Origin of the sequence: Kiloniella antarctica (assembly GCF_042682825.1) — a bacterium.
Taxonomy (GTDB): Bacteria; Pseudomonadota; Alphaproteobacteria; order Kiloniellales; family Kiloniellaceae; genus Kiloniella; species Kiloniella antarctica.
In genome coordinates this window covers 221,925-234,669 of record NZ_JBHUII010000004.1, presented here as the reverse complement: position 1 = coordinate 234,669, position 12,745 = coordinate 221,925, and the positions used below count along the sequence as shown (strand labels likewise).

Below are 12,745 nucleotides of genomic sequence, written 5' to 3'. Positions count from 1 at the left end.
TTATTGCATTGGCAAAATAATAACGGCTTGAAATCCGTTGTTATTTGCAAGGGTCAGCTTTCCATTATGAATGCGAACGACAGCGGCAACCAGTGAAAGTCCTAATCCGTTTCCGGGTAAATTTCTGCTTGATTCTACACGGTAAAAACGCTCCAGCACATTGGTGTGTTCATCTTCGGGAATACCTGTGCCTTCATCATGAATAATAATCTTGGCTTCGGTATCGTTGGATGACAGATCGATTGTGATTGTACTGTTTTTGGGGCCATATTTAATTGCGTTGTCAATCAGGTTGGAAAAACATTGGATGATTAAGTCCCGATCTCCCAAAACTCTTTCAGGGCGAGAACTTTCATTCAACTTGTCCTGCAAGACAATTCTCTGACCTTTATCTTCGGCAAGAGGTTCGTAAATTTCTATGGCGTCTTCGAGTAATGACCCAAGCGATATCGGGTCGAAGTTGGTTTCGAGTTCCCCAGTTTCTAAGCGCGTGATGCTCAAAAGTGCGGCAAAGGTAATGAGGAGTTGATCAACTTCTGATATCGCGGCTTCGACAAGTTTACGGTTATTATCATTTTCTGCCAGCGGTACCAGTCTTTCCAGACGTCCGTGTAGTCTGGTTAAGGGAGTGCGCAAGTCATGAGCGATGTTGTCTGTAACGTGCCTGATACCGTCCATCAGGGTTTCAATACGATCAAGCATGGAGTTGAGAGTATGGGCCATAACATCGATTTCATCACTGGTTCTGGATATGGGAATGCGTTTGGAAAACCTTCCCAGCATAATCTCTGAACAAGTGGTGTTGATGAGGGCGAGGCGTTTTTTTAAGCCTTTGTGCAGGATAACACCAGCAATGGCACCCCCCAAGATGCTTAAGAGAAGGGCGCCCAAAAAAACAAGGAATACCTGATCTTCCAGCTCTTCTTCCTTGGAGGTATCTAATCCAAGTAACAGGTGATACTGGTCGCCAAGGGGCATACTTAAAAAACGATATTCTATCGGGTGCGATGCGTCGTCTTCTACTTCAGTAAAACCTTTGGTTTTCGGGACTTCTATCGGCCAGACAGAAATATTTCCAGAGAGTTTGTTGTAAGAACCATCTGTGAGAAGGTAAATTTTCGTATCCGCAAGTTCTTGTTTTGCTCGACGATCAATTAGGGCTTGGAGCAATTTGATTCCCCCAAGCTCATAGACTTCGTTCATGTCATTACTTTTTGTTTGCAAGCGGTTGTCGATTTCCCTTTCCATAAAATGTTCGGAAGTCTCGGAAACGATCCCTTCAAAAACAAAATTGATCAGAAAAAAAACGCCCCCAATACTAAGTGCGAATTTAAGGGAGAGGGAAAGGTGGGGGAGTTTAATCTTCACGGATACAATACCCCGCTCCACGAATGGTGTGTAACAGTTCTGTGGTAAAGCCCTTATCGATTTTGTTGCGCAACCTGCTCATATGGACATCAATGACATTGGTCTGTGGGGCAAAGTTATAATCCCATACCTGTTCAAGTAATATGGTTCGTGTCACCACCTGACCAGCATGGCGCATCATGAACTCAAGAAGCTTGTACTCCTTGGGTTTGAGATCTATTTCCTGACCTGCACGGGTGGCTTTACGAGAGAGAAGATCAATTTTTAATGCCCCAACATTCAGTTCGGTTTCTCCACCAGCGGGGAGCGTTCGTTTCAGGAGAACTTGAACCCGTGCCACGAGTTCCGCGACAGAGAAGGGCTTGACCATATAGTCATCCCCGCCCGAACGCAGGCCGTCAATCCTATGGCGAACTTCCCCCAGTGCGGAGAGAACAAGAACGGGTGTCATCACATCTGTCGAGCGCAATGTTTTCAAGATAGACAGGCCGTCCTTACCCGGAAGCATCCGGTCGAGGATAATGATGTCGTAGTCTTCGTTGGCCGCCATGTAGAGACCTTCGCGGCCGTCGTGCACTGTATCGGTGATGAAGCCTGCTTCTTTTAAAGCCTGGGAGACGAAATCAGCGACTTCGTGGTCATCTTCTATAATCAGCGCCCGCATTTACGACTATCAATCTATTCTGGTTCAACTTTGCCGTCACCCTCAAGTCCTGTCTTAAGGCGATGAGCTGATGGTTCTAAGCAGATATTAGCACGGAGAAAGGGGAAATAAACAACATGAATAAAAATTTAGAATTCAGCCACTGTGAGTTTATGTCGGGTGACTTAAGTTGCCTCTATCAGTAAAGAAAGCCACTGAGTTTATCTGTGAGTTTATCTGTGAGTTTATCTGTGAGTTACTTGTGAGATACCTACTAGATACCCATGAAATATATGTGGGAATTTGAAACGATCTCCTCTCTCTCGCGCTCGCTGCTCTCTCTCTTTGGTTCTTTTTACATCTTAGAGGGTTGAAAGCGCTTATGATCAAAAAAAGAAAATTCAGAACACTTTTGTCTCTGTCCGTAATTCCCGTCGCTCTACTTGGGCTTGCCAACTTTGAAGCCGTGAGAAGTTTTAGTGCTCTCAGTTATCTGGCTCTGATTAAAAAGCCAATTCTGGTGGGGGCATTATCACAATCACCAGAGAGCTTTGCGCAGCAAAATGCTTCGATCTTTAAAGAAGGCGCGGGGACTTTACATATTAATGAGGGAGTTTGGGATATTGATCAACCGCTTATCATTGATGGTCCTTTGACGATATCAGCGGGAACAACCCTTAATCTTGCCCCAAACAGCTACATTATTGTGCGTGGTGCTTTAACGGCCATTGGTACGGATACTAGCCCTATAATATTACAAGGTAAAACAGGTCAACTCTGGAAAGGGATCTATGTCTACGAAGCGAAAGATGTTTCCCAACTTAAAAATGTTGTCATTACGAACACCAATGCGCTTGTTGATGGGTACTTACAGCTGACAGGTGGAACGACCTTCTACAAGTCAGATGTGACGATGGAGGATACAGCCTTTAATCATTCAGAGGCTGAGGATGGTCTGAATATTATCAATTCAAACTTTACCTTAAACGATACGCATTTTGATGATATGCATTCCGATGCATTGGATAGTGATTATTCCCAAGGGGACATCAAAGGAAGTAAGTTTAATGCTATCGGTGGTGATGCCATTGATCTTTCAGAAACCAAGAGCTGGGTTCGGAATCCCTATATTTATAATGTTCACGATAAAGCGATTTCTGCGGGGGAGAATTCGACGGTCAACGTGATCGGTGGTTATGTTAAATCCGTTGGTGTTGCAGCCGCGGCAAAAGATGGCAGTGTCCTTGAAATTGTGGGCACCCGGATTGAGGATGTCGCGCTTTTTGGACTGATGACCTACGTAAAAAAATCGTCGTACAGTTATCCTACCCTCAATGCCCATAGCCTTGATTGGGCTGGAAAATCTCCTAAAGGGGGAAACAATAACTGGATCAGACAAGAGAACACAGTTCTAACTATTGATGGCAACGAGGTCCCTGAGAAAATCATCGACGTCAAAGCCCTCTACAAAGGTGCTGTAATGTCGAAGTCATAAGTAATTTTTAAGTGTAGGTATGAGGCCGTTGTATTAGCCAACGGCCCTTAGAGGGGTAATGTGAAGTGTCCCATTCTCTCCGTTGACGATATCAGCTTCAACCCCATAGAGGTTTCGGATCAAAGATTCTGATAAAACATCTTGAGGTCGCCCGTCGGCAATAATTCGTCCTTTGGATAGGCATATCAATCGATCTGCGTATCTACCCGCAAGTGAAATGTCATGCATGGCTGCCATGGCTGTGGTCCCGTTGTTTTTGCAATGTGATGATACTTTGTCGAGAACGATCAATTGATGCCTGAGATCCAAAGCGGCAGTAGGCTCGTCAAGAAATAGTACATCAGGGTTACGAAAAAGGGATTGTGCAAGGTAAACCAGCTGTCGCTGCCCGCCACTTAGTTCATCCAGCGTTCTGGTTGCCAGGCTTTCCAGTCCAAAAGCAATTAAGCTTTGATAAGCCTCTGCTTGTAGATCTTCAGGAACGCGCATTCCAAGAGAAGTTAGCCGGCCAAGCAATATCACCTCTAAGACAGTCAGGGACGACGTACCGCCCGTGTCTTGGGGCATGTAAGCTATGACTTCTCCACATTCTTTGGGGGAAAGATTAAGTCGATTTTGAAAATTAATTTGCCCTTCAGAGGGGATTAAGCCTGAAACAGCTTTAAGTAAGCTGGATTTTCCTGTGCCGTTTGATCCAAGTAATGCTGTGAATTCGCATGGGTACAGTGAAAATTTTATATCTTCTAAAACTTTCACCGTTCGATAACTTACGGTCATGTTTGAAATTGTAAGCATCACCAGTGACTCTTTTTGTGAGTAAGAATAAGGCCGAATAGAAATGGAACGCCGATAACAGCAGTGACAATACCAATGGGGACGACATAACCGGGGGATATTATTTTTGATACAATTGAGGCTCCAATCATGAGAAGTCCCCCAACAAGACCAGAGAGCGGCATTAAAATACGGTGGTCTTCGCCAACTATCATACGTGCAATGTGTGGTGCAACTAATCCAATGAAGCCGATAGTCCCGACAAAGGCAACTGCACCAGCTGTAAGGAGGGAAACAAGCAGAAAGATTTTAATTCGGAGGCGTTGTACATTTACCCCAATACTTCTAGCGCGTTCGTCGCCCATCCGTAACGCTGTGAGCTGCCAACTGTTTCGGGCAAGTATAACCATCGATAGAATAAGGATGCTGGATGATACTGAAACGGAGAACCAGGAAGCTTTGAGCATGCTTCCAAAAAGCCAAAAAACAATTTCCTGCAGAACTTCTGGAGAAGCCATATATTGAACAAGGGATTGCAGGGATTGAAATAGAAAAAGAGTGGCAATGCCTGCCAATATCATAATTTCGGCGGTTACTCCCCGAACATGTGCGAAACCATATACCAGCCCACAAGCTAGGCCTGCCATGATAAAAGCGGCTAAGGGGACAGTGAAACCAGGTATAAAGGGAAGCTCGAACCCTATTAAAATGGTTACTGCAGCACCAAAACCGGCAGCTGCTGAAAAGCCCAACGTATAAGGAGAGGCGAGAGGATTACCCAGTATTGTTTGCATTTGAACACCGGCGATACCCAGTGATGCGCCAACCACCAATGCCATCAAGGTCATGGGAAGGCGGATGGAGTGTACAATGACGTAAACGGTAGGATCAGCTTGAGATTGTGGGGAAACCAGAGCACTTAAAACGTCAAAAGCATTTAAAAAGGCGGGACCGACAAGAATATCGGTAACTAAAAGAGCGAACAAAGCAAAGATAGCGATTAATAAGCAAAACAAACGTTTGTTAACTAAGCGGGTATAGGTTGTGTCAAAAGAGTTTTGGGTTTGCTGTTCAGATATGTTTGACGACACGGCGGTTCTCCTTATCCAGCTAAATGGAATTGCCAGATCAAATCCCCCCAGAAATCATTATTAAGGCAAGGTTATTGCAATGATTTATCTTCCAGACATTACGGTCTGAATTTTATTTTCCGGGGGGAACAGATTTATTTTTCTAGTTTGATCATGAAGACACCATCAGCTTCGATCGGGAGGTATTTTTCGTAAAACTTACGATGATTTTCTACTGGATCAATATCCAAAAATGCTTCAGGGTGAAGCACCTTGGCGATGTATTGCAAGAAGGTAAAGTCATAGAGAGTACGTGCCCCGCCGTGATAGAGGGCATGGACGTCACCTTTTTTAACACCTTCAAAACCATTCCAACCTGCGCGTTCAACATACGGCTGTAAACGAGATCGTGTGAGTTCTGGTTTAGCATCAAAACCCATAAGAACAGCTTTGTCTCTGCCAACCCAGTCAGAACCTGCAATGAAGATCGCTTGGGGATTTGAGGCAACCACAAACTCAGGATTTAGGGGGCCCCAACTTTCAATTTTCCCGTCGCCGATATTGTTTCCACCAGCAAGGCCGATAACACTTGCCCACATGGTTTTGGAGTATGTATTGCCGTATTCTTGAGGCCCCTTGCTACCAAGCTCAACATAAACCCGCTTAGGATCTCCGCCAGCCTTTTTTACACGATCAAGAACATCTTGAACGGCGGTTGCATATTCGGTCGCAAGTCGCTCTGCACGTTCTTCTTGGCCAATAATTGTACCAAGAATACGGGTAGAGGCTACATGTTTTTCGACAGTTTGTGCATTGTAATCGACAACAACAACAGGAATGCCAGCTTCTTGTAACTTATCAATACTGTTTCCAAGTGAACGATATTGCCAGGCTGCTAAAATCGCAACATCAGGTCTTACAGCAATGGCGGTTTCTACAGAAAAGGTTCCAGAATCAACTTCGCCGACATCAATAAGGGTTTCAAGTTTTGGATCGATTTTTAAATATTTTTTCCACTGTGAATTACGCCATCCTTCCCAAGTCGCTCTAGAAATGGCAACAACATTTTCGTAACCAACTTTCCCACTAATGGCATAAAAATCTTCAAAATAAAATCCAAGGAGTATTCTTTTTGCTCCCTTGGGAACTTCGACGGTGCGCCCTTCGGTATCTGTTATTGTTATCATCTCAGCTTTAGCATGTGCGAGGCCCACGGAAAGCGAAAGGCTCATGGCAAATGCCATAAAACCAGTAATCAATTTACGGTACATATTTATATCCTTTGAACAGCATAAGCTCTGATATTCAGAGTTGATTTATTTATGACATTTTGCTGTTGAAAGGAGGCGCGCGAATATGGGAGAACCGTTGAAGATCTGGAATGGTTGCAGTATCTGAACTGATGTACCATTTGAGCGGCGAAGCCACTTGTTGTCGGTAAAGACTATTGATCTGTGGTGATGTTGGAAGGACTGTTTTTGCAAACCCAACACACCACTTGCATGGTACATCTGTCTCCGACGAGGGATCGTTTGGTGAGCTATCCTGTGTAAGGTTTACCAGCTTCAGCCCAGTTGGTGTACAGATAATAACCTGTGTAATTTGAGAGCTTTGAACCTGGCTGTCTATGTTCAATGCGCTGACGGGGGTAACAATACCTGTCATAAGTAGCTGAGCGATCAACCAGAATAATACCGGCATCAATCTTAGATCACTATATGTACTCAATGGTTTAAACACAGGTTTAGTATTCCATCACCGCCATTTGAATGGCAATCTATATGTTGTTTATAAATCCCGTCAGGAATTGAGGGTGATATTAAGGACATCTTTTTTACTTGCAAGTGCTTATGACTGCTATGACATAATGTCGCAAACTTCCAACTGCGTTTATGGATAATTATTTATCTGTAAAATCAAGCCGCAGATTTTAAGCGGCTTTGGGAAAGGTATTCATTCAACATAACTTTTAGGTCGTCGTATTCAATTTTTAAGTCCGTACTTGAAATCGACAACGGAGTACCGGTCATTTTGTAATTCACTCCTGATATACTTCGCTGTAAAAAGTTACCCTTGTCGATGTAACTTTTGGGATCATTTATGTGGATGAGGATGCACTTGGTGCCCTTTTTTTCATATTCTCCAAATTCTGTGATTTCGGACCAAAGGATAACGTTCGCATTATAATTAATACCTTCATCCGTTATGATAAGACCCGGCTTGTTCGAAAATAATCGCGCAAGAGCTACCAGACCGCAAAGGCCAAAGAACATCATCCCAAAGAACCCTATTCCTTGAAGGACCAAGAGTTCCTGAGCGCTTCTGTCGCTGGAAACTTGCTCGTGTTGCATGAAGATGCCTATAACGACAAAGATCACAGACCCAAGTAACATTAAGAAGAGGCTTATTTTACTGCGCGGAATTTTAATGATTTCAGGTTGTGTCATATCTTCCCCATAATACTCAAAAAAACATAGCAGTTTCCCGCTAGCCATATGTTTTAAATTGCTTTTTACTCACTTGTAAGGGGAAGGATAGTGTCGTGTTTACAGCCTAAATACAATCTGGAATTGAAATATTTTTATAGCCCGTGTGGTCTGGATTACGGTTAAGGCTGATTTTTGAGATGGTAATCTTGTAGGAGTGGCAGTAAATCTTGGTGAGTGATGTTTAAGGCGTGCGCTGAAATTTTTATGGGCGTGCTTTGTGGACTGGGGTTAAGCCAGTTTAACAATCGTATCAAGATCGTGCATTTCTGTGCATAATATTGAGGGTTTTTGACGTCGATCAGTATGATTTTTGACATACGAAGTGATGTTTTCTGGATCGCTGTAATTTCGCACCAGGGTATAAAGCCAAAGTTTACCCCGTTTGAATTTACGATCAGCCCATCATCGTTAATAATTAAGCCGGGAATGGAGGTCAGCAACATCTTAAACCCGACAAATCCGCATCCGATTGCCGAGGTCAAGCAAGCCAGTGCAATGGCAAGAGCAAAGTATTGTTGAGGATTGGTTAGTTCACTCAAAGAACGTTCAAAGAGCTTAAGTCCCAATGTCGTAAAGACAACGGCCCCAACGATTAAGAGTATTGCCGTTACCTTGCTGAAATAAATTACCTTTTCCCCACTTTGGGTCATGTCTAGGCCTTTAACTCTGTGAAATATCGATAAGCTTAATCGAGATAATTTATAAATACTCAAATTTATAAGGAGGGTGCAGTGGGTAGCGAAAAAGGGCAATGTAAAATTACGATTACAAGCTCGCTTTTAGGTAAATAAACAAAATAACTTGACATGATACCAAAAGGTACTATTTTAAATGATACCAAATGGTATTATGTTTAAGGTTCACTATGACATCGTATGTACAAGAATCATTTAAAGCTTTAGCAGATCCAACACGGCGGATGATCCTGACCCACTTAAGTAAAGGAGACATGACCATTGGGGAGGTAACGGATCGTTTTGATATGACCCGTGCTGCGATAAAAAAACACCTAACCATTCTCGAAGAAGGGCAGTTGATAACCGTTCAGACCCAAGGTCGTGAACGGGTTAATCGATTAAAGCCTGAAGGGATGCAAACCGTTTGTGAATGGATCGGGTTCTTCGACCAATTCTGGGATGATCGTCTGGGCGCCTTGAAGGCGGCTGTTGAAGGGGATCAGGCAAACATAGATAAATTACTTAAGGGAAAGAGTTCATCACATGAGTAAATCAACGATCAACAAAACTGTTTTTTTCAATGCAACACGCGAGACTGTTTGGGCTTATTTGACCGAAAAAGACAAACTCGGGATGTGGTTTCACCCTCCAAAAAAGAATTTAACCGAAGGCGAAGCCTATGAGTTGATGCGCACATACGATGATGGACAGAAGAAAAAGGTGTGTTGGGGCACGGTGTTGGAAATGAACCCACATGAAAAAATGGTGTGGACCTTTACCGTAAGCCCGCTCAATGGATCTTTAACAACTGTGACATGGACATTGGAAGAAGTTCTGTGTGGTACAAGACTTACTCTCAAACACGAAGGTATTGAAGCCGCCGCAGGAGAAGCCGCCATGGGCATGCTAACAGCGCTCGATGCCGGGTGGGATGAGCATTTCGATAACTGGAGGAAGGCAATAGCTTAGGGCAGTTTAGCCGATAATGCTTAATGCAAGGATGCCTGCCAAGACGATATAGAGGGTAATTATGGATTTAATAAACCAGAGGGTCCCACCGGAAATTTTATGGGAGACTTTAGGTGAACTTGGCAAGGTAACCTCCTGTAACGGCAAAATAGAAACGCTTAATCAAACGATATAAAAATTTTACTTAGGGATGAACGGTATCGGGCGAGCAACAACAGGATAATAATGGGGTGTTCGTTAAAAATAAGATAATTGTTGTGACAAAAATGGGAACGTTAATAGTTTTTTTATTTCGAGTTATGGCAAATCGCTCCTTTGGTCATGTTTGGAACTGCTTGAATTCAGATCTGTGTGTAATTTGAACATCCCAGATTTTGTTTGTTTCAGCCATGGATGCTGTTTTTGATAAACTGATACCAGAAGCTTTATGTTTTGGGTTCAGAGATCGCTTTTCTTTTGTTGAGGAACTCTATCAAGTTTGCACCAATGTAATAGATAATAAAAATAACCAAACCCCCGAGGATCAATACACCTATAGAACCAATGGCCGCAGGAAGTCCCCAATATCCGGCAATAGCGGCAATGATCAAAAGGCCGAGAATACTGCCACCCCGTTCAAACAAACGAAGTGCGCCCAGGACAGAATTTGACCCCAGGTGTTTAAGTTCATCTTCGGCGAGTTTCATCGTAAGTTCTACCTGAGGACCACGGAGCAGGCCATGGCCAAACCCGGTACTTGCTGCTGCCAATAACATTGTTAACTGCGCGGGGAGAACTGCCGCAACCAAAAGTCCTACTGCGGTGATGAGCGATCCAACAACGGCAATGGAACTTTCCCCGACGTTTCGTTTAGAAAGCCAACCAAGCAGGGTTCCCGATAACATAATCATCAGAAAATATACCATTAGCATACGCCCAATATCAGCCGCAGAAGCATTGAGGGCATCAAGCTGCAAGGAAAAGAGGTAAGATATAAATACCTGATCCATCAGGCTTTGCGGGACGGCAAGCCCCATACACACGGCAAAAAACTTAGGGTTCTTTACGGCAGAGATTATGGATTTAAGTCTGAGTGGTGCTTCATCTTTGGTACCGACGTTTAAACCTGGTGGGATCATACGTGCAAGTAAAATGGCAGAGATAACAACGAGAAAGGCACTAAACAAAAAGGCTATAGAGGTTCCAAAGCGGTCAGCGAGAACACCCCCGAGAGCGGTTCCTGCAAAAATTCCTGCAAAAAGGGCAACCGAGAACTGGCCAAGAGATTTTGTTCGTTCGCCCCGTGGTTCAAAATCAATCACATAGTCCTGACAAGCGAGGACCGCAAAGGCATAGCCAACACCGCCGAGGGAGCGCCAGAAGATAATTTCCAAAACGTTGGTCGCATAAAACATTCCAAAGTTTGACAGGAAAATAAAGACTAAAGCCCCGAGGATCATCTTTTTGTGTCCCCACTTTCCCGTTAAGGACCGTGCAAAGGGAGCAGCACAGAGATAAGCGATGAGATAGCCCGCGATTGGTAAGGAAATCACGATAGATGGATCAATCCAGGTCAGCGGATTTTCAGCCGCGCGTGTGAAAAGCGGGAAAAAAGAAAGCGCAAGTTCATCAGCTGCAGCGAACATAAAAAGAGCTAATCTAAGGTCGTTTTTGTAGGGATAAGTCAGGGTGAAGGGGCCCTTAGTACTTAGGTTGTACTTTTCTGCGAAATTGGCGAGGTCTTGTTTGAGGGAGAATTTATCTTTTGTCCTTTCCAAATAATCTGATAGACGGACGTATCTTTTGTGAAGATCATGAACTCTGTTAGATAAGCGGGTGATCAAAAATTCGGTAAAGTTACCCTTGCGAGGAATAATACCGCTTGAAAAATTACCTTTTGCCTGCATTTGAGACAGTTGTTTCAGTCGGTTGAGAGGCGAGTTGAGTGACATTGTCATAACCAAAATTATGACTTCGTATGCAAATAATAAAACCACCATAATCACAACTGCGAGATCAAGGGCGACCTCTCTGAATTGTTTGGCAATGTAATTTAAATCTGGCCGAATGATAATGTAGCCAACTTCTTCGTTGTTCAGTGAAACAGGATAGAACGGGACTTTTCTCGCCCCTTGAAAGCTTGTTGAGAGCGAATGCTGCCAATCTCCGGCTGTGAAGATAAACTTACCTGTTGCTACGCCAAAGAAGGATATTTCAGGGAAATGCGAAAGAATGTCGTTAAAATAGCTCTGATGTCCAACCATGTCTTCGAGCGGAATTCCCGCAGATACGTCTCGTTGTATGTTTTCTGTCGCAATTTGGGCAATAAGATCTGTACGTTTTGCCATTTCTGGGTCAAATGAACTATTTATGGAGGTATAGGTGATCATACCAAGAGAGAGTGTGGCGACGATAATTATGCCAATAATCCACGGGTAAATTTTGCGTTCGTACAGGGTTCCCAGTCTGATATCCAGTAAGGGACTCATAACAATTTGCGTTGGGAATGAAAGCGTATTCTCCTGGTCCTGAGAACAAGTGGTTTCCCATTCTTTGAGTCGGTTATTAATCTGGTCAAAGTTTTGATCTGCGGTATTGAGATAATCAAATAATTCAAGAAAACGCGGGTGAATATTTTGGTCCGCCGCAGTATCGGGGACTTGATATACATTGGGATTTTGGCTTCGGTTCTCATACCATATTTTCAATAGCTCTCCGGCTTTAATCGCCTCGGAAAGCCGAATGCGGATAACAACAAAACCGATTAAGGAAAATAACACGAGCAAACTAAGAGTAGAAATAGCAACGGTTTCAATGATGTTATTAACTGTCGTATTAAAGCCATTTTTCCTATAAATGGCAACAATGCCTCCGACAGGTTTATTTTTAGTATTTAAGAGGCTGACATAACTGTAAAAGTGAGTATCAGTTTCGGTGTCCCATGTTCCATTTGGGCCCATGTCTTGCTGGGGGATTTCTTCTTTAGAATGGCGTGAGGGGAGGGTTTTATCGGTGCTGTGAACCACAATTCCACGAGCATTAAAAACATGAATTGTTTCTATGTCGGGATCAAGCGCTTTTGCCCGATCAAGAATATTATTGGCATTAGGTATTTCTGATAAAGGCTTTTCAAGGTCGGGAGTTGTTGAAAAGGAAACTTCTACCGATTGGACAACGACGGATAGGCGTTGCCGAACGAGATCAGATAATACTGCATTGTGCTGTAAGACTGATAATATCGCCAACACGGATAACACGATCATCAAGAGCGCTACAAATGC

Annotated in this window: 12 protein-coding genes; 3 read left to right on the top strand and 9 right to left on the bottom strand. The window is 43.5% G+C overall.

Annotation, left to right across the window (positions count from 1 at the left end; genetic code table 11):
- Positions 1-1,368 carry a sensor histidine kinase gene (locus ACFSKO_RS08045; protein WP_380250280.1) on the bottom strand — a complete coding sequence of 456 codons (1,368 nt, stop codon included), beginning with the start codon at positions 1,366-1,368 and terminating at the stop codon, positions 1-3.
- Positions 1,358-2,032: a winged helix-turn-helix domain-containing protein gene (locus ACFSKO_RS08040; protein WP_380250278.1), complete on the bottom strand. Its 675-nt coding sequence runs from the start codon at positions 2,030-2,032 to the stop codon at positions 1,358-1,360. Before ACFSKO_RS08040 ends, ACFSKO_RS08045 begins: the two co-directional genes overlap by 11 nt.
- 361 nt (positions 2,033-2,393) lie before the next feature.
- Between ACFSKO_RS08040 and ACFSKO_RS08035 the strand changes: the two genes are divergently transcribed.
- Positions 2,394-3,506, top strand: a complete 1,113-nt coding sequence (locus ACFSKO_RS08035) for a hypothetical protein (RefSeq protein ID WP_380250276.1) — start codon at positions 2,394-2,396, stop codon at positions 3,504-3,506.
- A 33-nt stretch (positions 3,507-3,539) separates the two neighbouring features.
- Here the strand turns inward: ACFSKO_RS08035 and ACFSKO_RS08030 are convergent, their stop codons facing one another.
- The 6 genes from ACFSKO_RS08030 to ACFSKO_RS08005 all read right to left on the bottom strand — a co-directional run bounded on the left by ACFSKO_RS08030 (position 3,540) and on the right by ACFSKO_RS08005 (position 8,489).
- The gene (locus ACFSKO_RS08030) at positions 3,540-4,301 is read right to left on the bottom strand and encodes an ABC transporter ATP-binding protein (RefSeq protein ID WP_380250274.1); all 762 of its coding nucleotides are present in this window, start codon (positions 4,299-4,301) and stop codon (positions 3,540-3,542) included.
- Positions 4,301-5,371, bottom strand: a complete 1,071-nt coding sequence (locus ACFSKO_RS08025) for a FecCD family ABC transporter permease (RefSeq protein ID WP_380250272.1) — start codon at positions 5,369-5,371, stop codon at positions 4,301-4,303. Before ACFSKO_RS08025 ends, ACFSKO_RS08030 begins: the two co-directional genes overlap by 1 nt.
- Positions 5,372-5,505: 134 nt before the next feature.
- Positions 5,506-6,621: an ABC transporter substrate-binding protein gene (locus tag ACFSKO_RS08020; RefSeq protein ID WP_380250270.1), complete on the bottom strand. Its 1,116-nt coding sequence runs from the start codon at positions 6,619-6,621 to the stop codon at positions 5,506-5,508.
- A gap of 49 nt (positions 6,622-6,670) precedes the next feature.
- A complete protein-coding gene (locus ACFSKO_RS08015) occupies positions 6,671-7,051 on the bottom strand; it encodes a hypothetical protein (protein WP_380250268.1) in 381 nt (126 codons plus the stop codon).
- 215 nt (positions 7,052-7,266) lie between these two features.
- Entirely contained in the window at positions 7,267-7,797 is a 531-nt protein-coding gene (locus tag ACFSKO_RS08010; protein WP_380250266.1) for an STM3941 family protein, read from the bottom strand.
- 161 nt (positions 7,798-7,958) lie between these two features.
- Entirely contained in the window at positions 7,959-8,489 is a 531-nt protein-coding gene (locus ACFSKO_RS08005) for an STM3941 family protein (protein ID WP_380250264.1), read from the bottom strand.
- A gap of 215 nt (positions 8,490-8,704) precedes the next feature.
- On the opposite strand from ACFSKO_RS08005, the gene ACFSKO_RS08000 reads away from it, so the two are divergent.
- Entirely contained in the window at positions 8,705-9,067 is a 363-nt protein-coding gene (locus ACFSKO_RS08000; RefSeq protein WP_380250262.1) for an ArsR/SmtB family transcription factor, read from the top strand.
- Positions 9,060-9,485: an SRPBCC family protein gene (locus ACFSKO_RS07995; RefSeq protein WP_380250260.1), complete on the top strand. Its 426-nt coding sequence runs from the start codon at positions 9,060-9,062 to the stop codon at positions 9,483-9,485. Before ACFSKO_RS08000 ends, ACFSKO_RS07995 begins: the two co-directional genes overlap by 8 nt.
- Before the next feature lie 425 nt (positions 9,486-9,910).
- On the opposite strand, the gene ACFSKO_RS07990 is transcribed toward ACFSKO_RS07995, so the two are convergent.
- Positions 9,911-12,727 carry an MFS transporter gene (locus ACFSKO_RS07990; protein ID WP_380250258.1) on the bottom strand — a complete coding sequence of 939 codons (2,817 nt, stop codon included), beginning with the start codon at positions 12,725-12,727 and terminating at the stop codon, positions 9,911-9,913.
- Positions 12,728-12,745: the final 18 nt, after the last annotated feature.

What these genes read in the sequence shown, in the direction of transcription:
- ACFSKO_RS08030 (WP_380250274.1), bottom strand. Translation starts at nt 4,301, where the DNA reads ATGCTTACAATTTCAAACATGACCGTAAGTTATCGAACGGTGAAAGTT.
- ACFSKO_RS08010 (WP_380250266.1), bottom strand. Translation starts at nt 7,797, where the DNA reads ATGACACAACCTGAAATCATTAAAATTCCGCGCAGTAAAATAAGCCTC.
- ACFSKO_RS07995 (WP_380250260.1), top strand. Translation starts at nt 9,060, where the DNA reads ATGAGTAAATCAACGATCAACAAAACTGTTTTTTTCAATGCAACACGC.
- ACFSKO_RS08005 (WP_380250264.1), bottom strand. Translation starts at nt 8,489, where the DNA reads ATGACCCAAAGTGGGGAAAAGGTAATTTATTTCAGCAAGGTAACGGCA.
- ACFSKO_RS08040 (WP_380250278.1), bottom strand. Translation starts at nt 2,032, where the DNA reads ATGCGGGCGCTGATTATAGAAGATGACCACGAAGTCGCTGATTTCGTC.
- ACFSKO_RS08015 (WP_380250268.1), bottom strand. Translation starts at nt 7,051, where the DNA reads ATGCCGGTATTATTCTGGTTGATCGCTCAGCTACTTATGACAGGTATT.
- ACFSKO_RS08000 (WP_380250262.1), top strand. Translation starts at nt 8,705, where the DNA reads ATGACATCGTATGTACAAGAATCATTTAAAGCTTTAGCAGATCCAACA.
- ACFSKO_RS07990 (WP_380250258.1), bottom strand. Translation starts at nt 12,727, where the DNA reads ATGATCGTGTTATCCGTGTTGGCGATATTATCAGTCTTACAGCACAAT.
- ACFSKO_RS08035 (WP_380250276.1), top strand. Translation starts at nt 2,394, where the DNA reads ATGATCAAAAAAAGAAAATTCAGAACACTTTTGTCTCTGTCCGTAATT.
- ACFSKO_RS08020 (WP_380250270.1), bottom strand. Translation starts at nt 6,621, where the DNA reads ATGTACCGTAAATTGATTACTGGTTTTATGGCATTTGCCATGAGCCTT.